This is a genomic window from Actinomadura kijaniata, from assembly GCF_014138665.1.
GTDB lineage: Bacteria > Actinomycetota > Actinomycetes > Streptosporangiales > Streptosporangiaceae > Spirillospora > Spirillospora kijaniata.
The window spans coordinates 144,783-163,957 of sequence record NZ_JACJIA010000013.1 but is presented as its reverse complement, the minus strand read 5'-3'; the positions used below and the strand labels follow the sequence as shown (position 1 = coordinate 163,957).

General features: G+C 74.0%; 28 protein-coding genes. 18 read left to right on the top strand and 10 right to left on the bottom strand.

Going from position 1 to position 19,175, the window contains the following annotated elements:
• The first annotated feature begins 3 nt into the window (after positions 1–3).
• Together HNR61_RS37290 and HNR61_RS37285 are read left to right on the top strand one after the other, a co-directional pair.
• Positions 4–603, top strand: a complete 600-nt coding sequence (locus HNR61_RS37290) for a DUF6891 domain-containing protein (RefSeq protein ID WP_182847836.1) — start codon at positions 4–6, stop codon at positions 601–603.
• A gap of 125 nt (positions 604–728) precedes the next feature.
• Positions 729–1,856 (top strand): epoxide hydrolase family protein, encoded by a 1,128-nt coding sequence (locus HNR61_RS37285; RefSeq protein ID WP_246444621.1) that lies wholly within the window; start codon positions 729–731, stop codon positions 1,854–1,856.
• Between the two features lie 166 nt (positions 1,857–2,022).
• Here HNR61_RS37285 and HNR61_RS37280 read toward each other — a convergent pair whose 3' ends face one another.
• Positions 2,023–2,967: an AraC-like ligand-binding domain-containing protein gene (locus tag HNR61_RS37280; RefSeq protein WP_182847834.1), complete on the bottom strand. Its 945-nt coding sequence runs from the start codon at positions 2,965–2,967 to the stop codon at positions 2,023–2,025.
• Between the two features lie 213 nt (positions 2,968–3,180).
• Here HNR61_RS37280 and HNR61_RS37275 point away from each other — a divergent pair, with 213 nt between their 5' ends.
• Positions 3,181–3,870 (top strand): dioxygenase family protein, encoded by a 690-nt coding sequence (locus tag HNR61_RS37275; protein ID WP_182847833.1) that lies wholly within the window; start codon positions 3,181–3,183, stop codon positions 3,868–3,870.
• Positions 3,871–3,940: 70 nt separating this feature from the next.
• Here the strand turns inward: HNR61_RS37275 and HNR61_RS37270 are convergent, their stop codons facing one another.
• The gene (locus tag HNR61_RS37270; RefSeq protein ID WP_376770298.1) at positions 3,941–4,894 is read right to left on the bottom strand and encodes a helix-turn-helix transcriptional regulator; all 954 of its coding nucleotides are present in this window, start codon (positions 4,892–4,894) and stop codon (positions 3,941–3,943) included.
• Between the two features lie 67 nt (positions 4,895–4,961).
• Between HNR61_RS37270 and HNR61_RS37265 the strand changes: the two genes are divergently transcribed.
• The 5 genes from HNR61_RS37265 to HNR61_RS49585 all read left to right on the top strand — a co-directional run bounded on the left by HNR61_RS37265 (position 4,962) and on the right by HNR61_RS49585 (position 7,168).
• The gene (locus tag HNR61_RS37265; RefSeq protein WP_182847831.1) at positions 4,962–5,546 is read left to right on the top strand and encodes a DinB family protein; all 585 of its coding nucleotides are present in this window, start codon (positions 4,962–4,964) and stop codon (positions 5,544–5,546) included.
• Position 5,547: 1 nt separating this feature from the next.
• Entirely contained in the window at positions 5,548–5,985 is a 438-nt protein-coding gene (locus HNR61_RS37260) for a VOC family protein (protein ID WP_182847830.1), read from the top strand.
• A 201-nt stretch (positions 5,986–6,186) separates the two neighbouring features.
• Positions 6,187–6,450, top strand: a complete 264-nt coding sequence (locus HNR61_RS37255) for a hypothetical protein (protein WP_182847829.1) — start codon at positions 6,187–6,189, stop codon at positions 6,448–6,450.
• Between the two features lie 23 nt (positions 6,451–6,473).
• Positions 6,474–6,791: a hypothetical protein gene (locus HNR61_RS49590; protein WP_220510254.1), complete on the top strand. Its 318-nt coding sequence runs from the start codon at positions 6,474–6,476 to the stop codon at positions 6,789–6,791.
• Positions 6,725–7,168, top strand: a complete 444-nt coding sequence (locus tag HNR61_RS49585; RefSeq protein ID WP_312898290.1) for a HAMP domain-containing protein — start codon at positions 6,725–6,727, stop codon at positions 7,166–7,168. Before HNR61_RS49590 ends, HNR61_RS49585 begins: the two co-directional genes overlap by 67 nt.
• A gap of 367 nt (positions 7,169–7,535) precedes the next feature.
• On the opposite strand, the gene HNR61_RS37245 is transcribed toward HNR61_RS49585, so the two are convergent.
• Positions 7,536–8,183 (bottom strand): winged helix-turn-helix transcriptional regulator, encoded by a 648-nt coding sequence (locus tag HNR61_RS37245; RefSeq protein WP_182847828.1) that lies wholly within the window; start codon positions 8,181–8,183, stop codon positions 7,536–7,538.
• Positions 8,184–8,274: 91 nt separating this feature from the next.
• Between HNR61_RS37245 and HNR61_RS37240 the strand changes: the two genes are divergently transcribed.
• From HNR61_RS37240 to HNR61_RS37230, 3 genes are all read left to right on the top strand, one after another.
• Complete coding sequence (locus HNR61_RS37240) at positions 8,275–8,655, top strand: nuclear transport factor 2 family protein (RefSeq protein ID WP_182847827.1); 381 nt, start codon at positions 8,275–8,277, stop codon at positions 8,653–8,655.
• 115 nt (positions 8,656–8,770) lie between these two features.
• Positions 8,771–10,336: an SMI1/KNR4 family protein gene (locus HNR61_RS37235; protein ID WP_182847826.1), complete on the top strand. Its 1,566-nt coding sequence runs from the start codon at positions 8,771–8,773 to the stop codon at positions 10,334–10,336.
• Between the two features lie 274 nt (positions 10,337–10,610).
• Positions 10,611–11,144, top strand: coding sequence for a hypothetical protein (locus HNR61_RS37230; RefSeq protein ID WP_182847825.1), 534 nt, complete (start codon positions 10,611–10,613; stop codon positions 11,142–11,144).
• A 46-nt stretch (positions 11,145–11,190) separates the two neighbouring features.
• Here the strand turns inward: HNR61_RS37230 and HNR61_RS37225 are convergent, their stop codons facing one another.
• On the bottom strand, positions 11,191–11,907 hold the full coding sequence (locus tag HNR61_RS37225; protein WP_182847824.1) for a dienelactone hydrolase family protein: 717 nt from the start codon (positions 11,905–11,907) through the stop codon (positions 11,191–11,193).
• Positions 11,908–12,041: 134 nt separating this feature from the next.
• Positions 12,042–12,755: a helix-turn-helix transcriptional regulator gene (locus HNR61_RS37220; RefSeq protein WP_220510253.1), complete on the bottom strand. Its 714-nt coding sequence runs from the start codon at positions 12,753–12,755 to the stop codon at positions 12,042–12,044.
• 116 nt (positions 12,756–12,871) lie between these two features.
• Between HNR61_RS37220 and HNR61_RS37215 the strand changes: the two genes are divergently transcribed.
• The 5 genes from HNR61_RS37215 to HNR61_RS37195 all read left to right on the top strand — a co-directional run bounded on the left by HNR61_RS37215 (position 12,872) and on the right by HNR61_RS37195 (position 15,373).
• On the top strand, positions 12,872–13,372 hold the full coding sequence (locus tag HNR61_RS37215; RefSeq protein ID WP_182847823.1) for a DUF2231 domain-containing protein: 501 nt from the start codon (positions 12,872–12,874) through the stop codon (positions 13,370–13,372).
• Positions 13,373–13,462: 90 nt separating this feature from the next.
• The gene (locus HNR61_RS37210; RefSeq protein WP_182847822.1) at positions 13,463–13,870 is read left to right on the top strand and encodes a hypothetical protein; all 408 of its coding nucleotides are present in this window, start codon (positions 13,463–13,465) and stop codon (positions 13,868–13,870) included.
• A gap of 136 nt (positions 13,871–14,006) precedes the next feature.
• A complete protein-coding gene (folE, locus tag HNR61_RS37205) occupies positions 14,007–14,549 on the top strand; it encodes a GTP cyclohydrolase I FolE (RefSeq protein WP_182847935.1) in 543 nt (180 codons plus the stop codon).
• A gap of 12 nt (positions 14,550–14,561) precedes the next feature.
• Positions 14,562–14,933: an ArsC/Spx/MgsR family protein gene (locus HNR61_RS37200; RefSeq protein WP_182847821.1), complete on the top strand. Its 372-nt coding sequence runs from the start codon at positions 14,562–14,564 to the stop codon at positions 14,931–14,933.
• A gap of 74 nt (positions 14,934–15,007) precedes the next feature.
• The gene (locus HNR61_RS37195) at positions 15,008–15,373 is read left to right on the top strand and encodes a helix-turn-helix domain-containing protein (RefSeq protein ID WP_182847820.1); all 366 of its coding nucleotides are present in this window, start codon (positions 15,008–15,010) and stop codon (positions 15,371–15,373) included.
• Between the two features lie 3 nt (positions 15,374–15,376).
• On the opposite strand, the gene HNR61_RS37190 is transcribed toward HNR61_RS37195, so the two are convergent.
• From HNR61_RS37190 to HNR61_RS37180, 3 genes are all read right to left on the bottom strand, one after another.
• Positions 15,377–15,979 carry a ClpP family protease gene (locus HNR61_RS37190; protein WP_182847819.1) on the bottom strand — a complete coding sequence of 201 codons (603 nt, stop codon included), beginning with the start codon at positions 15,977–15,979 and terminating at the stop codon, positions 15,377–15,379.
• Positions 15,976–16,605 (bottom strand): ClpP family protease, encoded by a 630-nt coding sequence (locus HNR61_RS37185; protein WP_182847818.1) that lies wholly within the window; start codon positions 16,603–16,605, stop codon positions 15,976–15,978. Before HNR61_RS37185 ends, HNR61_RS37190 begins: the two co-directional genes overlap by 4 nt.
• A gap of 82 nt (positions 16,606–16,687) precedes the next feature.
• Positions 16,688–17,236 carry a GNAT family N-acetyltransferase gene (locus tag HNR61_RS37180; protein WP_182847817.1) on the bottom strand — a complete coding sequence of 183 codons (549 nt, stop codon included), beginning with the start codon at positions 17,234–17,236 and terminating at the stop codon, positions 16,688–16,690.
• Positions 17,237–17,431: 195 nt separating this feature from the next.
• On the opposite strand from HNR61_RS37180, the gene HNR61_RS37175 reads away from it, so the two are divergent.
• Positions 17,432–17,830, top strand: a complete 399-nt coding sequence (locus tag HNR61_RS37175; protein WP_182847816.1) for a DUF3592 domain-containing protein — start codon at positions 17,432–17,434, stop codon at positions 17,828–17,830.
• A 27-nt stretch (positions 17,831–17,857) separates the two neighbouring features.
• On the opposite strand, the gene HNR61_RS37170 is transcribed toward HNR61_RS37175, so the two are convergent.
• Positions 17,858–18,247, bottom strand: a complete 390-nt coding sequence (locus HNR61_RS37170) for a hypothetical protein (protein WP_182847815.1) — start codon at positions 18,245–18,247, stop codon at positions 17,858–17,860.
• An 8-nt stretch (positions 18,248–18,255) separates the two neighbouring features.
• Positions 18,256–18,645: a hypothetical protein gene (locus HNR61_RS37165; RefSeq protein ID WP_182847814.1), complete on the bottom strand. Its 390-nt coding sequence runs from the start codon at positions 18,643–18,645 to the stop codon at positions 18,256–18,258.
• Positions 18,646–18,755: 110 nt separating this feature from the next.
• Between HNR61_RS37165 and HNR61_RS37160 the strand changes: the two genes are divergently transcribed.
• Entirely contained in the window at positions 18,756–19,172 is a 417-nt protein-coding gene (locus HNR61_RS37160; protein WP_182847813.1) for an NUDIX hydrolase, read from the top strand.
• Positions 19,173–19,175: the final 3 nt, after the last annotated feature.

The following is a 19,175-nucleotide window of genomic DNA, read 5'->3' as shown; positions in this document are numbered from 1 at the left end:
GGCGTGATCGATGAGGACATGCTCGAAGAAGTGCAGGAAGTCGTCTGGACCGAGGTCGCGCGGGGTGAGGCCGACTTCGATGAGGTGGTGGAGGCCGCCGTCGACTATCTCGCCGGGCAGGCCGACGAGGAGACGTTGCGCGCCGTCGCCCGCGAGGCGGCGATGGCCGGGTTCGCCGCCCATGCCGAGGCGCAGCGGTCCTGGGGTGACGGGCCGCTGGACACCGACCGCCTCGACGCCGCCTTCCGGGAGCTGGACGCGGCGGGCATCGTCGCCCGTGCCGGCTTCACCTGCTGCCAGACCTGCGGCTTCGCCGAGATCGGCGGGGAGGCCCCCGAGGGGGAGAGCCCGCGCGGCTTCACCTTCTGCCATCAGCAGGACGTCGAGTCCGCCCTGCACGGCGGGGGCCTCTATCTCGCGTTCGGCTCTTTCAGCAAGGACATCGCTCCCGAGGAGATCGCCACCGAGGTCGTGCGGGTCCTTGTTCGCCACGGTTTCGCGCCCGAGTGGAACGGCGAGGTCGGCCGGCGCGTCTTCCTTCCGATGACCTGGCGCGTCCGCCGGGACGACCACCCTGGTCGCGAGGAACCGGCGGACGCCTAGGCGCATCACCCGTCGCGACCGGAATCCATGATCCCCATTAGTGGAATGGATCGTTCTGTTCCGCTATGATGGAGGAAGGGCGACGGGGACCTTCCGGACCCCACTGCCGACCGAGGGGAAACACCATGACCGCTGACGCCGTCCGGCCGTTCCGCATCGACGTCTCCGCCGCCGACCTGGACGACCTGCGCGACCGGCTGCGCCGGACCCGATGGGGCACCCAGATCGGCGGGCAGGGCTGGAGCCGGGGCGTCCCGGTGGACTACCTGAGGGAGCTGGCCGCCTACTGGGCCGACGGCTACGACTGGCGCAAGGCCGAGGCCGAGCTGAACGCCCTGCCGCAGTTCGTCACCGAGGTCGACGGCCAGCCGATCCACTTCGCGCACGTCCGCTCGGACAACCCCGACGCCACGCCGCTGCTGCTGATCCACGACTGGCCCGCCTCGTTCGCGGCCTTCGCCCAGGTGGTCGAGCCGCTGACCGGCGACTTCCACCTGGTGATCACCGACACCCCCGGCGTCGCCTTCTCCGGGCCGCTGACCTCCCCGGGCTGGAACACCGGCAGGATCGCCGGCGCGTTCGTCGAGCTGATGACCCGGCTCGGCTACGACCGCTACGGCGTCCAGGGCAACGGCGGCGGCGCCTGGATCGCCGCCGAGATGGGCCGCCAGGCCCCCGACCGGACCATCGGCGTCCACCTCAACGGCCTGATCACCTTCCCCTCCGACGACCCGGCCGACTTCGCCGGCCTCACCGAGGTCGAGCAGGGACGGCTGGCCCGGCTCCAGGAGTTCCGCGACGACAAGATGGGCTTCAACCACATCCAGTCCACGCGTCCCGACACCCTGGCGCACGGGCTGCACGACTCCCCCGCCGGGCAGCTCGCCTGGATCGTGGAGAAGTTCAAGGAGTGGACCGACCAGGCCGCCGAGCTGCCCGAGGACGCCGTGGACCGCGACCGGTTGCTGACCAACGTCAGCCTCTACTGGTTCACCGGGACCGCCGGTTCCTCGGCCCAGCTCTACTACGAGATGGCCCACGACCCCACCGCCTACGCCCCCAAGCCGCGCGGGACCGTTCCCACCGGCGTGATCGCGACCGCCACCACCGACGTCGCCATCCGCCGCTTCGCCGACCGCGACCACAACGTCGTGCACTGGACCGAGACCGAGCGGGGCGGCAACTTCCTGGCCATGGAGCAGCCCCAGGTCTTCGCCGACGACGTGCGCGCCTTCTTCGGCTCCCTCCGCTGACCCCCGGGCCGGGGGGGGGGGGGGGGGGGGGCCGGCGGGCCCCCCCCCCCCCCCCCCCCCCCCCCCGGGGGGCCCCCCCGCGGGGGCCGCCGTACTGCGGCCCCCCCCGCGCCCCCCGGGGGGGGGGGGCCGGGGGGGGGGGCCCCCCCACGGCCCCGGCGGCGCCTCAGCGCAGGAGGTCCCGGTAGGCGCTGGGGCTCACTCCGTACGCGGCGCGGAACGCGCGGCTGAAGGAGGAGGCGTCGGCGAACCCCCAGCGCGCCGCGATCGCGCCGATCCGCCGGTCGGCGGCGCGCGGGTCGCGCAGCTCGCGGCGGCACCGCTCCAGGCGCCGGGTCCGCACGTACCGCGCCACGGTGTCGCCGCGCACCTGGAAGATCCGGTAGAGCTGGCGCACCGACAGGTGGTGGGCGCGGGCGATCGTCTCGGGTGACAGCGCGGGATCGGCCAGCCGCCGCTCGATCCACTCCTGGATGTCGCGCAGCAGGGCGGCCTCGACGGGCGGCGGGGGCGCGGCGCGGCCGAGCCGTTCGCACAGCGCGCCGGTCAGCAGCTCGGCGATCGCCTCGCCCAGGTGGTGGGCGTGCGGGCCGTCGGCGGCGTCCCCGTCGGCGGCCAGCGCCGACAGCAGCGACGCCACCAGCCGCCCGCTGCGGGTCTGGTCGGTCAGCAGCGTGCCCGCCATCTCCCAGACCCGGTGCGGGGGCAGCGCGACCGCCCCGTGCGGGACGAGGGCGGTGAAGATGTGGTGCGCCCGGAAGTCGATCTCGACGGGCCGGGTCAGGTCGTACAGCACCAGGTCGCCGGGCCCGGCCAGGGCCTCGCGGCCGTTCTGCCGCAGCAGGCAGGAGCCGCGCAGCACCAGGCCGAGCTTGTAGCACTCGCGGGTGTCGCGGTCGACCTGCCGCGCGCTGCGCCGCACCCGGTGCGCCGGGGCGCGCACGTCCCCGGTCAGGACCGGGCCCAGCTCGCGGGCGGCCAGCAGGGCGGCGAACCCGGGCCGGTCGGGCGGGTCCAGCCGCAGCGGCCCGAACGCCGCCGAGACCGTCCGCCGCCAGTGGTCGGCCTGGTCGTCGAGGGGATGGTGGACGGTGGTGACGAGCGTGGCCATCGCGCTCCTTCGCGCAGCGGGGACAGGACGGGCCGGACGCATCCCCGCCAGGCTGACGGGCGCGGCGGGGCGGGTCAATGAGCGAGTCGGAACGACAGACCGCGCCGCTTTCGGCAGGGGATGCCAACCCGTCGGCAGCCAGCGCCAAGACCCGGCCCCGGGCCCCGGGATACACATGTCGCGACGCTCTCCCCCCGCCAAGAAGGAGCCCCCATGTCGGACGACCCCCAGAAGGACGACCCCCGGAAGGACGACTCCCGGAAGGACGACCCCCAGAAGGACGACTCCCGGAAGGACGGGCGCGGCCTCAGCCGCAAGGACTTCATCGTGGGCGCCGGTCTCGGCGCGCTGGCCGTGCCGGCCGTGCTGGGCGCCGCCGCGCCCTCCGGGGCGCGGCAGCGCACGCTGACGCCGACCCCCAGCTGCGACGACGGCGACGACCCCACGCCGCCGCAGACCGAAGGCCCCTACTTCAAGCGCAACTCCCCGCAGCGGGCCTCGCTGCTGGAGCCGGGGATGACCGGCACCCGCCTGACGGTGACGGGCCTGGTGTACTCGATGTCGTGCCGCCCGGTGGCCCGCGCGCTGCTGGACTTCTGGCAGGCCGACACCTACGGCCGCTACGACAACACCGGCTACCGGCTGCGCGGCCACCAGTACACCGACGCGGCGGGCCGCTTCACGCTGACGACCATCGTGCCGGGCCTGTACCCGGGCCGGACCCGGCACATCCACGTCAAGGTGCAGGCGCCCTACCAGCCGGTGCTGACCACGCAGCTGTACTTCCCGAACGAGCCCCGCAACCAGACCGACCCGATCTTCCACCCGGACCTGGTCATGAACGTCCAGAACGGCCCCACCGGCCGGTCCGCCACGTTCGACTTCATCCTGCGCCTCCCCTGACCCCGCCCCGGCGCGGGCCCGCGCCGCTCCTCCTTCGGCCCGGGCCCGCGCCGTTCTCCGGGGCGGGGGTTCAGCCGGTCCCGGTCATCGCCGCGAGGCGGAGGGCGAGCCCGGCGGCGGCCTCCCGCAGCTCCGGCGGCTCCAGCACCTGCGCCTCGAAGCCCAGCCGGGCCACGCGCACGGCGAGCCAGTCCAGATCGTCCCCGCCGACGACGAGCACGCACCAGCCGTCGCGGTCGTCCTCGACGCGCCCCACCTGGGGCGGCACCAGCTCCCGCACCCGTTCGGGCGGGGCGTGCAGCCGGATCCGGGCGAGGTGGCGGTAGGGCGCCTCGGTCACCGACCGCCGCACGTAGGCGACCGGGTCCGGATGCTCCCTGGCCCGGAAGCGCCAGGTGGTGGCGGTCGCCTCGCGCATCCGGTCCAGCCGGAAGGTGCGCCAGTCGTCGCGGTCGACGTCCCAGGCCATCAGGTACCAGCGGCGCCCGGTGGCGACCATCCGCACCGGCTCGACGGTGCGCTCGCGTTCCGCGCCGTCGCGGCCGGTGTACCGGAACCGCACCCGCACCGCGTCGCGGCAGGCCCGCGCGAGCGTCGTCAGCAGCTCCGCGTCGACCTGGACGCCGGGGTCGACGAGGATCTCGGTGGCGCCGTGCACCGCCCGCACCTCGGCGCGCAGCCGGGGCGGCATCACCTGGTCGAGCTTGGCCAGCGCCCGCAGCGCCGCCTGGCCCGCGCCGACGACCGTACCGCCCGCCGCCAGCCGCAGGGACACCGCCGTCGCGGTCGCCTCCTCGTCGTCCAGGAGCAGCGGCGGCAGCCGGGTGCCCGCGCCCAGCCGGTAGCCGCCGCCGACGCCCGCCGTCGCGTGGACGGGGTACCCGAGCGCGCGCAGCCGCTCCACGTCGCGGCGCACCGAACGGTCGGTGACGCCCAGCTCGGCGGCGAGCTCGGCGGCGGTCCAGGACGGCCGCCGCTGTAGCAGCGACAGCAGCCGCAGCACCCGCTCGGTCGTCGCCTCCACGGTCACGCGCCCATCGTCGCACAGATCACGGAACGTTCCTGTCCGTTACAGGCGGCAGGCTGGGGCCATGACCGACCAGACCTGGAACGCCCTGCTCCGGGACCAGCTGACCTGGCACTGGACCGGGCAACTGCGCGACCGCCTCGACGGGCTCACCGACGAGGAGTACTTCTGGGAGCCGGCGCCCGGCTGCTGGAGCGTGCGTCCGCGCGGCGCCGGCACCGCGCCGGTGCGGGCCGGGTCCGGCGCGATGACCATCGACTTCGCGCTGCCGGTGCCCGACCCGCCGCCGCTCACGACGATCGCCTGGCGGCTCGGGCACGTGATCGTCGGCGTGCTCGCGGTGCGCAACGCCGCGCACTTCGGCCGCGAGCCCACCGACTACGGGGCGTTCGGGTACGCCGCGACCGCCGCCGGGGCGCTGGCCCAGCTCGACGAGGAGTACGCCACGTGGCTGGCCGGGGTCGAAGCCCTCGGCGAGGCGGGCCTCGCCCGCCCGTGCGGGGAGGCGGAGGGACCGTACGCCGATCGCCCGCTGGCCGCGTTGGTGCTTCACATCAACCGCGAACTGATCCACCATCTGGCGGAGGTGTGCCTGCTTCGCGACCTCTACCTGCACACCCACCGGCGGACCCGACGGGAGACGAGCTGAGATGGCCCGTGACGTACAGATCACTTTCGACTGCGCCGACCCGGCCAAGCTGGCGGCGTTCTGGGCCGAGGCCCTCGGCTACCGGCTCCAGGACCCGCCCGGGGACTTCGCGTCGTGGGAGGAGGCGCTGGAGGCGGCGGGGGTGCCGCCCGAGCGCCGCAACGACGCCTCGGCGCTGAGGGATCCCGACGGATCCGGGCCGCGGCTGTTCTTCCAGCGGGTGCCCGAGGGCAAGCGGGCCAAGAACCGCGTGCACCTCGACGTGCGGGCCGCTCCCGACCTTGAGGGGGAGGCGCGGATGAAGGCGCTGGAGGAGGAGGCCGAGCGGCTCGTCTCCCACGGCGCCACCCGGATCGAACGCCACGAGCCCGATCCCCCGCTCGGCGCCGGCCACATCGTGATGGCCGACCCCGAGGGCAACGAGTTCTGCCTCGACTGACCGGCCGCGCGGCGGGACGGTGACGCCGGAGGCCGATGTCCGCGTTTCGTGACATCACTGGACACGTGTCGTCCGGTGTCTGGATGATGTCGCGGTGATCGGCAGATTCGCCCGCCTCGGGTCCCGTCCGGGCCTCCCGGCCTCGTTGGGGGGCTGTGGCCCACGGGGCTGCTGGCGCGCCTGACCGTCGGGTTCACGGCGATGGCGCTGGTGTCGTCGCCGGCCACCTCCGCCGTCGCCTACCAGCTCATCCAACGCACCCAGGACGCCCGGCTCTTCGAGGCGAGGGCCACGCCGAACCGGCTCGTCCCCCGAACCGTGCCGGCGGAGGACGGGGACCTCACCGCGCGGATCGAGGCGGTCCTGACCAGGTGCGGTCCCGGCGACCGCCGGACCGGGTACGCCTTCCACTCCCCGCCCGGCGCGCCGCTCCCGATCCGGGGGAGGACCGGAACCACCGCCTGAAGGTCTATGGGACCGACTCCTTCGTGCGGGCCGCCGAGCGGGGAACGGCCTTCCGGCGGATGGGCCTGGACGGCACCCCCATCCTGGTGATCGGCGCACGGGTCTACTCCGCCGGGAAGCCGGCCCGGCCCACGCCGATCATCGCGTTCGTCACGGTGAGCCTGAACGAGGAGGCCGCCGACCTGCGGTCGCTGGCCTCCGGCGTGGCCGTCGCCGACGCGGCGGTGCTCCTGGTGGCGTTCGTCCTGGCGCTGGCCGCGGCGTCCTGCTGCCGGTGCGGCGGCTGGGCCACGCGGCCGAGCGGCTCGGGCGGGGGCGGCTGGACGCCCGGGTCACCGTGACCGGCCGGGACGAGCTGGCCGACCGCGAGCATCCGCCCAACACCCTGTACCTCGTCCGCGAAGGCAGGCTGGTCCCGGTGCGGCGGCCCGGGGTGGAGGACGATCGGCTCCTGGTGTTCCGCCAGCTCCGGTCGGGCCCCACCGAGGAGGAGAGGAACCGGGGCATGACCTCGGCGGTCCCCGAGGCCCTGAAGGTCGGCTTCGACGAGGCCGGGGTCCGGGTCGACGCCTCCGGCGAGCGCCCCCTCCCCCGTCCCGCCCTCGCCCAGCTGGCCTGCACGGTGACCACCCTGCCCGGGGTGAAGGGGATCGAGGTGGCCGACGGGACTCCGGACCCGCCGGCCTACACCTGCGCCGACTTCCCCGACCTGCGGTGACGCCGGGCGCCCGCCCCCGGAGCGGTCAGCCCGATCGTCGCAGGGCGTCGACGTACCGGTGGGCTCCCGCGCGGCGTCGCGCCACAGGGCGAGCGTGGCCGCGCGGTCGCCCCGGGCCGGGAAGGCGATCCACTCCCGCATCGTCCGCCCGCCCATGACGACCTCCTCGGCGGCTCCCGCGGCGACGAGCTCGCCCGCCCGGTCGCGCGGGAGCTTCACGATGAGCTGCCCGTGACTTCCCAGGAAGGCGAAGACCTTGCCGCCGACCCGGAGCCCGGGACCACGGAACATCGTCCCCGCCTCGACGTCCGGGTCGTCCCCGAGGTCGTCGGCGATCCGGTCGAGGAGGTCGCGGTCGCGCGGCCGGTCAGCCATGGGCCCCTCCCCCGGGCAGGACGCGTTCGAGCGCCGCGGTGGAGCCGTCCACGGCGAGCCCTTCGGCCATGGCCGCCCGCACGGTCAGTTGCCCGGTGAACAGCGCGACGAGCACCTCGGGCGGCGCGGTGACCGTGGCGTCGGGCCGGCGCCGGGTCGAGCACGGGCGCACGTCGATGTCGCCGCGTTCGGCGATGATGTCGCAGCCGTCGTGCGAGTCGCCCAGGCGCACGACGACGCCCGGCTCGCCGGGCGCGCCGTCGCGGCACAGGTGGCGCAGCGGCAGCGCGAACCAGTGCACCCGGAACGCGTCGCCCTCCGGCGGTTCGAGCATCAGCGGCGCGCCCCAGCGGACCAGCTCGCGGACGACGCCGCCGAGGTCGCGGCCGCGGTCGGTGAGGTCGATCAGCGTGGCGGCGATCGGGGGCGGCTCGTCGTGGCGGGCGACCAGGGCGGCCGACTCCATCTCGCGCAGGCGCTCCGCGAGCAGGTTGCTGGCGATGCCGGGCAGCCCGCGCCGCAGGTCGGAGAACCGGCAGGGCCCCTGGGTCAGCAGTTCGCGGACGATCAGCAGCGTCCAGCGGTCGCCGACCAGGTCCAGGGCGCGCGCCATCGAGCAGTACTGGCGGTAGGAGCGCATACCGCCCACCCTACCAGGGCGGTTGTCAAACTCAATCGGGTGGTTTACTTTCTCAACCAGCCCAGGGAGGGCGACGCGAGAGGAGATCGACGTGACCGTGGTCAGCGACAGCGCACCACCTGTGATCCGGGACTACTACCGGGTGCTCACGGGCGGGATCGAGAGCTACGCGGACGGCCGGGAGCTGCTGCCCCTGCTGGCCGACGACCTCGACTTCGAGGGCCCCATCGCCGGACGCGTGACCGGGTCCGCCCCCTTCAAGGAGGGGGTCCGGGGGTTCGTCGCCAACGTCGGCGGGATCGAGCTGGTCCAGGAGGTCCACGGCCCCGGCGGCACGGCCGTCCTGTACGACGCCCACCTGCCGAGGGGAACCGTCAGGATGGCGGAGTTCCTGGAGATCGCCGACGGCAGGATCCGGCGGCTCCGCCTCCAGTACGACCCGGCCGACTACCTCGCCAAGGGCGGCGGCTGACCCCGCCGAAGCGCCCGGCCGCGTCCGGCCCGGCAGCGCGCTCCGCCCCCGGGCCATGGCCCGGCCTGATCTTCCGCCTCCGCGATGTCGGAGGAGTGGGGTAGAACCGGTCGGCATGGATGATCAACGGAAGGACGCCGTGGCCCGGGCACTGCGGAGCATCGCCGCGCGCATCGGGGCGGAGGCGCCGGAGGGGTGGCTGCGAGGCCGGGTGCGCGCCGAGTGCGGGGCCGCCTCCGTACTGCACCATGGCACGGGGTACGTCATGGCCGACGGCGGCCGCCGCGACCTGGGCGTCCCCCTCGGCGGGCTGCGAAAGGCGTACGGGCTCGGCGGCGGGTCCGCGGAGGACCTGACGGTCGAGATGGTCGTCGAGCCCTCGGGACGGTTCGAGGCGCTGACCAGCCGGGCGATCACGCGCATGCGCCACCCCGACCAGGAGTGGTTCCTCCACGTCCTCCGTCCGGGGACCCTGCCCCGCGAGCCCGGCGCCGACCAGGACCCGCCGTCCGACCCGACGCCCGCGGGTGACCCGGAGGAGGCCGTCCGGCTGTTCCGGGAGTATCTGGGAAAGCGCGCGGACATCCTCGGGCAGGAGGAGGTCCTGCCCCCTCCGCTGGACGCGGCCGAACGGGCCGCGCTGCTGGAGGACTTCCACTGCGAACTGCCTCCCGACCTGGTCGCGCTGTACGGCGAGGCCGACGGCGACCACGAGATCGGGCTCTTTCACGGGCATCCGTGGTTCGGCCTGGAGTCCACGACGACCCATGTCCATCACCATCGCGAGTGGAAGTGGACGGACAACCCGTTGTGGGCGATGTCCGGCGAAGCGCGGCCGCCCGGGGTCATACGGCGACGGCTGGGCAGCCCGAGCTGGATCCCGTTCGCGACCAGCACGGGCGGCGACTACCTGGCGGTCGACATGGACCCGGGGCCTGCGGGCCGTCCCGGTCAGGTCATCCGCGTCGGGATCCACTACGACGGCGCGCCGGTCTACGTCGCCGACTCGGTCACGGCGATGCTGCGCCGTCTCGTGGCCGCGCTCGACCGGGGCGACTACCACGAAGAGGACGGATACCTGGATCTGGACGCCGGGCTCCCGGGCCACCTGGGTCCCGGCAAGTCCTCCTGGCGGGGCATCGCCCCGCTCCCGGGGAAGAGACTGCGCAGGCTCCACTCCCTCGCCGTCGACAAGGTCAAGGATCTCGATCTGGAGGCCGTCCGCACGGCGCCGTACCTGCGGTCGGTGGCGCTGTTCGGCGAGGGCCCCGTCGACCTGCGCCCGTTGCGCGAAACCCCGCTGGAGGCGCTGCAACTCCACCTGGACTCGGTGGACCTGGAACAGCTCGCCGGGCATCCGACCCTGCGCGTGCTGAGTCTCGCCACGAGGGATCCCGTCGATCTCAGCGTGCTGCGGACGTTCCCGCGGCTGGAGGGGCTCGAACTGCCGGAGGCCGCCGTCCGGGGGATCGGCGCGATCGGCGAGCTGGACGGGTTGCTCTCCCTCACGCTCTCCTTCGAGCAGTGGCGGGAGCTCGACGAGGTCCCGCCGCTGGCCGCGGCCGGGCTGGGCGGCGACCCCACGCTGGCGCAGGTGGACGAGTGGGCGGCCCGGTTCACCCCCGACGAACGGCTCGGCGGTTACGAGTACCACGTGGGACGGGTCCAGCCGGACCGCTGACGCCCCGGACGCGCGACGGCGCCCCACGGCCGCCCTGGACGGTCCCGGCCGCCACCGTCGGCACCCCGGACGAAGCAGCGCCCACCGCCCCCGCGGCATGGGCCTCTCCCCCGCGCCCTCCCGCGATCGGACCACTCGGCGGTGGCGAGCACTGCGCGGGAGGGTTCCGGCCGGGGTGGGGCGCGTCCCCGGAGGCGGGGCCGTGCCGCCGGCTCATCGACGGGTGCCCGGTGCGTTAGGGTGCGGGTTCGCCCGTTCAAGATCAGGAGGTTTCATGGCGTATCCGTTCGATCCGGAGCAGCCGCTGCCCGACCCGTTGACCCCGGACGCGGCGGCCCGCGTCCGCGACGAGCGCCGGGAGCTGCTGCCGGTCTGGATCGAGGCGAGCCGCGAGCTGGTCGTCCACCTGGGCATGCTGTCGCGCTGGGACCCGCCCGAGACGCTCCTCGAAAACCCGAGCCACGGCCTCACGCACATGCGCACGATCTGCTCCTCCGAGGATCTGTCCCTCTACGAGGCGGTCGGTTACGAACCCTTCGACCTGCTGCTGACCGCCTACTGCGCCGAGTACATGTTCAGCGACGTCGGCGGCGGATGGGTGCTCGACGAGGATCCGGCATCGCCCACCTTCGCCCGTTTCCTCATGGGCGGGTACGACGCGAACCGTCCGGACGCGACCGTGGACGTCCACGCCGCCGTGACCGCGTTCCTGAACGAGCCCGAGGGCCGCGACCTGGAAACGCTGCTGGAGTCGTTGCAGGAGGCCATGGGCGCCCCGGTGGGCGTCCACGACACCTCCTACCCCTGACGGGCGCGCCGCCCGGAACGGGTCCCGGGCGGCGCGGGCGGCGGTGTCAGCCCAGGTGCCGGGCGAGGAACCGCGACGCGCTGCCGGCCTCGAAGGCGGGCACGTCCCCGTGACCGCCGGGGTTGGCGTGCAGCGTCTTCTCCTTCGAGGCCAGGGCGTCGAACAGCGCCAGGGCCTCTGCGCGCGGCACCAGCGCGTCGTCCCACTGCACCAGGAACCGCACGGGGACGGTGACCCCGGCGGCGGCCCCGGCCGGGGTCGCCGCCGTCCCGCTCAGGCCCAGCACCGCCGCGCGGATCCGGGGCTCGGCGGCGACCAGCGGAACGCCGAGGGCGCAGCCCAGCGACAGGCCCCAGTACCCCACCGGGCCCATGTCCCCGAGAGCGTCCAGGACCGACCGCCATTCCGGGACGATCTGGGCGGCCAGCAGCGTGTGGAGCTCGGCCAGCAGCGGGGCCGGGTCGCCCGCGCCCCCCATGCGGGCCCGCATCTCGGTGATGATCCGTTCGTGTTCGGCGGACCTGGGCCGGTCGCCGTGGGCGGGGGCGTCGATGGCCGCCGCCGCGAACCCGCACCCGGCCGCCAGCCGGAGGGCGCGTGCCACGACGCCGGGAGCCCGCCGGTGCTGCCCGCCGCCGTGCCCGATGAGGACCAGGGCGCGGGGTTCGGCGTCCTCCGGCGCCCACAGCACGCCGGGGATCCCGCCGAGGATGAAGAAACGTTCGGTGACGCCGTCGGACGACGTCTGAGAGGTGAAGCGCATGCGCGTTCCAGGCCTTTCGGAATGCCTTGCGGGCGCTCCCTAGGCCATGCGGGGGAGGGAGGCCCGAGCTGTCACAGCGTTGATGGGTCTCACCTCCTTCGGTCGCGACGCGGCGCACGGCGACGCCGAAAATATCACGGCAGGTCCCGTTCGCTGGCGGGCGCGCCCAGCTCGACGCAGCACGCGCCGGGGCGGGGGGCCAGGGTCGCGGTGACGGTGGCGGCGTCCAGCCCCTCCAGGAACGCCGCCAGGAAGGCGTGGTTGATCCCGCAGACCAGGTCGGGGTCCTGGGCGGCCATCGGATGGAACGGGCAGTTGGCCAGCCGGACCAGCGCGGGGCCGTGCCGGTCGGGTTCGAACCCGTGCCGTTCCAGCATCTGGCTCGCGCAGGTCAGCGCCCGCTCGACGCCCAGGCGTCCGGGCTTGAGCCGGTCCCGCTCGGCCCGTCCGAGCCGCCGGCCGCGTTCGGCGGCCACGCGCAGCGCGGCCTCGACGCCGCCCTCGTCGGGCCGCTGCTCCCGGACGGCCGCCAGCAGGATCTCGGCGAGCAGGCCGTGCTCGCGCTGCGGGATGCTGAGCTGCACCTGCCGGTCGGAGGGCCGGTAGACCTTGGGGGCGCGCCCCACCCGCCGCAGCCCGCCCGGCTGGGCGTACTCGGCCACCAGCAGCCCGACGGCGACCAGCTTGTCCAGGTGGAAGGCCGCCAGCTTGCGGGAGATCCCCACGCTCTGCGCGGCCTGGTCGCGCGTCACCGGCTCGGCCGAGCGGCGGATGAACTCGTACATGTCGCGGCGCAGCTGGTCGCTGAGCGCCGCCACCGCCTGCAAGGCGGACGCGTCCTGGGTCACGCTCCAAGATTACACCCGCTGATACTGGCAAAAAAGACTTTGACACGATCTCCGTGCAGGTCATTGACCACCCTCAATAATAAGACTAAAACTTGTTGGTGAATTGGAGGTGGGCAGTGACCGATCCACAACGAGCCAAGCGGCCTGTCACGGCGCTGGCCGGCCCCTACGGGCATCCGCTGCATCCGATCCTGGTGACCGTGCCGATCGGGACCTGGGTGGCCAGCCTGGTCTTCGACCTGGCCTCGCACGTCGTCGGCGAGCCCGCCTTCCTGGTCCGCGCCTCGCTCTGGCTGATCGCCCTCGGCGTGGTCGGAGCGCTGGCGGCGGCGGTGTTCGGGTTCCTGGACTACTGGGCGATCCCGCCCGGCACGCCCGCGTTCCGCACCGCGCGGGTCCACCTGGTGCTGAACCTGGCCGTCACCGCCGCCTACGGGGTCTCCTGGGCGTGGCGGGCCGGTCTCGCCTCCGCGCCGGTCGGGGCCGGGCAGATCGCCCTGTCGGCGGTCAGCCTGGCGGCGCTGGCGGTCTCCGGCTTCCTGGGAGGCAAGCTGGCCTACCGCTACGGCGTCCGGGTCGCCGACGAGACCACCCAGGCCGAGGGCTTCCGCCCCTGAACGGGCGCCGCCAGCCGACGCGGTCACGGCGGCCCCTCCGACCTCACGAACCGACAAGCTCCGACCCGCCCGGAAAGGCAGGACGACACCATGGCCGTCGCCGCACTCGTCACCTGGCTGCTCACCGCACTCGGCGGTTTCTCCATGCTGGGCCTGTGGATCAGGCGCGGAGGGCTGCGCGACCGGGGGGCGGGCCGCACCCGCTTCCCGGCGCCGGTGGTCTTCGGGCACATGCTGCTCGCCGCGGCCGGCCTGGTCGCCTGGATCCTCCACCTGGCCACCGGCACCACCGCACTGGCCTGGACCGCGCTGGCCGTCCTGCTGCCGGTCGCGCTGCTGGGCTTCGTCATGCTCGCCCGCTGGATCCCGGCCCACCGCGCCCGCGCCACGACCGACGTGCCCGAACGGGCCATCCCCCTGCCCCTCGTGGTCGGTCACGGCCTGCTGGCCGTCGTCACCCTCGCCCTGGTCCTGGTCGCCACCCTGAACGGCGGCTGACGTGCTGCGACCCGACACGGGGTCCGAGACGGGACCCGGCGCCGGCCGGCTCGGCGGCACCGCGCTCGGCTGCCGCCCGCCCGGCAGGGGCGCGCTCGGCAACAGCGCGCCCGACGGGGACGCGCGCACCGGCGGCATGGACCTGGCCGCGGCCGAACAGGCCGCCCGGCGGTTCCTGCACGCGCTGGGCGTCCCGACCGACGGTGAGAGCCTGCGCGACACCCCGGCCCGCATGGCCCGCGCCTACGCCGAGCTGTTCACCCCCCGCCCGTTCGAGCTGACCACCTTCCCCAACGACGAGGGCTACGACGAACTCGTCCTGGTCCGCGCGATCCCGATGCGGTCGGTGTGCGAACACCACCTGCTGCCCTTCACCGGCATCGCCCACGTCGGCTACCTGCCGGGCCCGCGCATCGTCGGCCTGTCCAAGCTCGCCCGCGTCGTGGAGCACTTCGCCGGCCGTCCCCAGGTCCAGGAACGCCTCACCCGGCAGGTCGCCGACCTGCTGCACCACGAGCTGGACCCCCGGGGCGTCGGCGTCGTCATCCAGGCCGACCACACCTGCATGACCCTGCGCGGCGCGCAGGCCACCGGCGCCCGCACCACCACCTCCACCCTGCTCGGCGCGCTACGCGAGGACGCCCGCGCCCGCGCCGAGTTCCTCTCCCTCACCGCCTGAGGACGGAACGCCATGGAAATCTGGATCGACCCCGACTGCTCCAAGTGCCGCGTCGCCCTGGAGACCCTGGACGCCCACGACGCCACCTACACCGTCCGCCGCTACCTGGAAGATCCCCCCACCGAGGAGGAGATCCGCCGGGTGCTGGCCAGGCTCGGGCTGGAACCCTGGGACATCACCCGCACCGGCGATCCGGCCGCCGCCGGGCCCGGCATCGCCCGCTGGCCCCGCGACGCGCGGAACCGCGACCGCTGGATCACCGCCCTGGCCCGGCACCCGGCCCTGCTCCAGCGGCCGATCATCACCGCCGACGACGGCCGCGCGGTGGTCGGCCGCACCGCGCAGGCCCTCTCCTCGGTCATCACCCCCGCCGGACCCGCCTGAGGACCGCCCCGGCGCCGTTCCGCGATGAGCGGAACGCGTGGTGCCCGTTCGCGCCGCCGGGTTACGGTGTGCGCATGGCCGAGATCACCCGACCGCCCGCGCCCGCCGACGAGACGCCGCACGGGCCGGGCGCGCCGCGCCGTCCGGCGGAGCCGCTGTGGCGCGACGCGCTCGGCCGGTGCCTGCGGCGCCTGCGCGTCGAACGCGGCGAGATCCTGGTGGAGACCGCCCGCCGCGCCGGGATCTCCCCGCAGTACCTCTCCGAGATCGAACGCGGCGTCAAGGAGCCGTCCAGCGAGATGATCGCCGCGGTCGCCGGAGCCCTGGACCTGACGCTCGCCGACCTCACGTTCGAGGTCGCCAGGAGCCTCCTGGCCGCGACCGCCGCGACCGCTCCGGCGGGCCCGACCTGCCAGGTCGCCTACGCGCTGGCCGCGTAGCCGCTAGGCGGGGAGCGGCTGCCGCTCCTCCAGCACGTGGTCGACGAGGCCGTAGTCCAGCGCCGTCCGCGCGGTGAAGACCCGGTCGCGGTCGGTGTCGGCGCGCAGCGTCGCGGTGTCCTGCCCGGTGTGCCGGGACAGGATGCGCTCGATGTCCGCGCGGACGCGGACGACCTCGTCCGCCTGGAGGATGAGGTCCGGGATCGCGCCGCGCCCCTGCCCGATCGGCTGGTGCAGGACGACGCGGGTGTGGGGCAGCGCGGCGCGCTTCCCGGGAGCGCCCGCGGCGAGGAGCACCGCGCCGACCGCGACGGCCTGCCCCACGCACGTCGTCGCCACCTGCGGGCGGATGTAGCGCAGCGTGTCGTACACCGCGAGCATCGCGCTCGGGTCTCCGCCCTCGCAGTTGATGTAGAGCTGGATGTCGCGCTCGGGGCTGTCGGCCTCCAGGTAGAGCAACTGCGCGACCAGGGCGTTGGCGACGCCCGCGTCGATGGCGGTGCCGAGATAGATGATCCGCTCGGTCAGCAGGTGCGAGTAGACGTCCATGATCCGTTCACCGCGGGGGTGCTGCGCGATGACGTTCGGGATCGTGTAGGTGCTCATCGGGTGGCTCCTCCGGACGGGGCGCCGAGCCCCACGGGACGGTGACGGGCCGGCACGAGTTCGTCGTAGGCGCTGACGATCGCGTCGACGAACCCGTACCCGACGGCTTCCTGCGCCGTGTACCAGCGGTCGTGCAGCGAGTCCTCGAAGACGCGCTCGAAGGGCTGGCCGGTGTCCTCGGCGATGAGCCCGAGCACCGTGTCGCGGGTGTGGCGCAGGTCGTTGGCCTGGAGTTCGATGTCGACGGCGGCGCCGGCGATCCCGGCGGAGCCCTGGTGCATCAGCACGCGGGCGTGCGGCATCGCGCGGCGCTTGCCGGGGGTCCCCGACGACAGCAGGAACTGCCCGGCGCTGTAGGCGATGCCGAGCGCCACCGTGGCCACGTCGCACGGGATCAGCCGCATGACGTCGCGGATCGCGAGCATCGACGGCACCGACCCGCCGGGGGAATGGATCCACAGCGCGATGTCGGCCGAGGGGTCCTCCCCCGCCAGGGTGATCAGCTGGGCCGCCAGCAGCGTGCCGTTGTCGTCGTCGAGCGCGCCGTCCAGCACGAGAACGCGCTGCGCGTACAGCTCGCGCCGCATACGCTCGTCGAACAAAGGGATCTTGTGTTCCTCGCTCATGCCCTTCACTCTGCGGCAGCGCGCGCACCGGTCACAGTCCGATCCGCCCACGGCGGATCCGCTCTGAGCAGCGCGGTTCGGGTCAGACCCTGGGGAGGGACGGGTCGGGCGTCCAGGGTTCGGGGGCGGTGACGGCCCAGCGTTCGTGGTCCCGCCACTCCCCGTCGATGTAGAGGTAGGCGGGCGAGAGCCCTTCGTAGTGGAAGCCCAGCCGCTGGACCAGGGCCAGGGACGCCTTGTTCGCCGGCTGGATGTTGGCCTCCAGCCGGTGGAGCCGCAGGTCGTCGAAGGCGTGCCGCAGGGCGAGGGTGAGCCCCTCGGTCATGTACCCCCGCCCCGCCGAGGGGGCGAAGGCCGCGTAGCCGAGGGACGCGCCCTGGTAGCGGCCCCGGATGATCGAGTTGATGTTGACCATGCCGGCGGCCTCGCCGGTCTCGCGGACGCGGACCAGGAGGCCCCGGTTGGTGCCGTCGTCGAAGCGGCGCATCCAGCTCCGGAAGTCCTCCGCGTTCGCGGGCAACTGCACCCAGGGCAGGTGCAGCCCGATGCTGGCCCGCGCGAGCGAGCAGAACTCGTCCTGGCCGGAAAGGGTGAGCGGGCACAGTTCGACCCGCGAGGGCATCGTGGACATGGACCCACGCTAGGGCCTGCCGGCTTCGACGCCGCGATCCCGGCACAACGGAGGAAAGAAGACGGCATGCGGAACCACACCCTCGGGTGAAGGCGTCCCAGAGATGACGCGGGGGGTGCTGTGGACGGACGGCGGCAACGGGCACGTACGGTCCGCGGGCCGCACGGGGCGTGGGTTCCGGGGCTGGGCACGCTCGTGATCGCCTTGATCACCGGGCTGGCGGCGGCCTTCGCGGTCGCGGCCACCCTCGACGCGGTCCAGCGCGACCGCGAGGCCGTCGAGGCTGACGGCACCGTCGTCAAACGGTGGAAGAAGCACAAGACCCGCTACGCGGACGTGGTCTTCACGACCGCGGCCGGAACACGGGTCCGGGCCTCGCTCTCGAAGGGCGACTGGACGTCGTTGCCGAAGGTCGGTGCCAGGGTCCGGGTGCGGTATCTGCCCACCGATCCCGCCGACGGCGTGACCGATGCCAGGCAGGGTCGCATCAGTCGGTACAGGATGCCCATCCTGCACTGGGCCGTCGTCGTGGCCTTCGCGATCGCGTCCGGCTGGAGCCAGCGCCAGTCGGTAAAGGACAGAAGGCGCGACTGACCGGCGGCCCCGGACGCGCGCTCCGGGTCAGTCGTCCTCGCCCGCCAGGACCCGCCGCACCTCCTCGGCCAGGTAGGAGGCGTCGTCTGGCCAGGAGGCCGCGACGCGTTCCAGGAGTTCGCGGTGGGCTTCCAGGTGGTCGCCGTGGGCGAGGTCGAAGGCGGCCTGTGTCTGGAACTGCACCTCGGGCCGGTGGAGGGCCCGCAGAAGGTGCGCGGTGGCCTCGGGCGACTGGGAGTGCCCGATGGCCGAGAGCATCCGGACGCGCAACTGGAGCGGCTGGTCGGCGTCGTCGACATAGGCGGCGGCCAGCGCGAGGAGACGGGGGTGGGGAGAGCCCTCGGTGCGGAGGAAGGCGGAGCTGACGGCGAAGGTCGCCGCCTCGACGATCGCGGCGTTGGTGGTCTGCTCCAGCACGTCCGCGATCAGGTCGCACCCTGCTCCCCGGCGAGGTTCATCATCGCGTTGAGGGCGCTGGCGTGGTTCGCGCCCGCACCCATGTGCGGGCTCATGTCCGCGGGCGAGGGCGGCTGCCGGAGGAGTTCGCGAGCGGCCTGGAGGACCTCGGCACGGTGCTCGCCGTACATCGGTTCTCCCCCGAACCGGCTGTCCGCGTCCGCCTGCTGGTAGGTGTCCAGCGCGATGCCGACCGCGGCCTGGTCGCCGCTCCGCAGGAGGGTGAGGAACGGGCCGAGCGGCCCCGACCAGGGTCCCCCGTCGGCGTGAAGAGCCTCGCAGGCGAGGCGCAGCCGGACGCCGGAGAAACGCGGGTGCGTCCAGCAGGAGGAGCCGTACACGCGGACGGATCCTGCCACTGCGCCTCATCGCGCGCAGCCGAGTTCCGTCCCGGCGAGGAGACCCTCGCCCGCGTCACCGCGGAGTACGGCACGGCCGGGCGGCTGATGGCCCGTGTTACGTTCCGGCCATGACTCCCCCCTTGGTCTGGCCCGTCTCCGTCAAGGGTGTCGCCGTCGGCGACGGCGACCGCGTGGTTCTGCTGAGGAACGAACGCGACGAGTGGGAACTGCCCGGGGGCCGCCTGGAACGCGGCGACCTCACCCCCGAGGCGACCGTCGAACGGGAGATCTCCGAGGAGACCGGCTGGACGGTCGAGGCGGGACCGCTGCTGGACGTCTGGATCTACCAGCCGTTCCCCGGGACACGGCCCGAGGCCCGCATCGTGATCGTCACCTACGGGTGCGCGGTCCTGACCCCCGGCCTGGCGCCACGGCTCAGCCACGAGCACAAGCAGATCGGGCTGTTCACCGCCGACGAGGTTCCCGGGCTGCCCATGCCCGACGGTTACAAGGCCTCGGTCGCCGCGTGGTTCCGGCGGCGGTGAACC

Excerpts from the sequence above, each read along its gene's own strand:
- HNR61_RS37255 (WP_182847829.1), top strand. The coding sequence starts at position 6,187 with ATGGCGCTGGTGTCGTCGCCGGCCACCTCCGCCGTCGCCTACCAGCTC.
- HNR61_RS37280 (WP_182847834.1), bottom strand. The coding sequence starts at position 2,967 with ATGGCCACGCTCGTCACCACCGTCCACCATCCCCTCGACGACCAGGCC.
- HNR61_RS37285 (WP_246444621.1), top strand. The coding sequence starts at position 729 with ATGACCGCTGACGCCGTCCGGCCGTTCCGCATCGACGTCTCCGCCGCC.
- HNR61_RS37185 (WP_182847818.1), bottom strand. The coding sequence starts at position 16,605 with ATGAGCGAGGAACACAAGATCCCTTTGTTCGACGAGCGTATGCGGCGC.
- HNR61_RS37265 (WP_182847831.1), top strand. The coding sequence starts at position 4,962 with ATGACCGACCAGACCTGGAACGCCCTGCTCCGGGACCAGCTGACCTGG.
- HNR61_RS37245 (WP_182847828.1), bottom strand. The coding sequence starts at position 8,183 with ATGCGCTCCTACCGCCAGTACTGCTCGATGGCGCGCGCCCTGGACCTG.
- HNR61_RS37200 (WP_182847821.1), top strand. The coding sequence starts at position 14,562 with ATGGAAATCTGGATCGACCCCGACTGCTCCAAGTGCCGCGTCGCCCTG.
- HNR61_RS37275 (WP_182847833.1), top strand. The coding sequence starts at position 3,181 with ATGTCGGACGACCCCCAGAAGGACGACCCCCGGAAGGACGACTCCCGG.
- HNR61_RS37235 (WP_182847826.1), top strand. The coding sequence starts at position 8,771 with ATGGATGATCAACGGAAGGACGCCGTGGCCCGGGCACTGCGGAGCATC.
- folE (WP_182847935.1), top strand. The coding sequence starts at position 14,007 with ATGGACCTGGCCGCGGCCGAACAGGCCGCCCGGCGGTTCCTGCACGCG.
- HNR61_RS37230 (WP_182847825.1), top strand. The coding sequence starts at position 10,611 with ATGGCGTATCCGTTCGATCCGGAGCAGCCGCTGCCCGACCCGTTGACC.
- HNR61_RS37260 (WP_182847830.1), top strand. The coding sequence starts at position 5,548 with ATGGCCCGTGACGTACAGATCACTTTCGACTGCGCCGACCCGGCCAAG.
- HNR61_RS37190 (WP_182847819.1), bottom strand. The coding sequence starts at position 15,979 with ATGAGCACCTACACGATCCCGAACGTCATCGCGCAGCACCCCCGCGGT.
- HNR61_RS37180 (WP_182847817.1), bottom strand. The coding sequence starts at position 17,236 with ATGTCCACGATGCCCTCGCGGGTCGAACTGTGCCCGCTCACCCTTTCC.
- HNR61_RS37225 (WP_182847824.1), bottom strand. The coding sequence starts at position 11,907 with ATGCGCTTCACCTCTCAGACGTCGTCCGACGGCGTCACCGAACGTTTC.
- HNR61_RS37210 (WP_182847822.1), top strand. The coding sequence starts at position 13,463 with ATGGCCGTCGCCGCACTCGTCACCTGGCTGCTCACCGCACTCGGCGGT.
- HNR61_RS37160 (WP_182847813.1), top strand. The coding sequence starts at position 18,756 with ATGACTCCCCCCTTGGTCTGGCCCGTCTCCGTCAAGGGTGTCGCCGTC.
- HNR61_RS37195 (WP_182847820.1), top strand. The coding sequence starts at position 15,008 with ATGGCCGAGATCACCCGACCGCCCGCGCCCGCCGACGAGACGCCGCAC.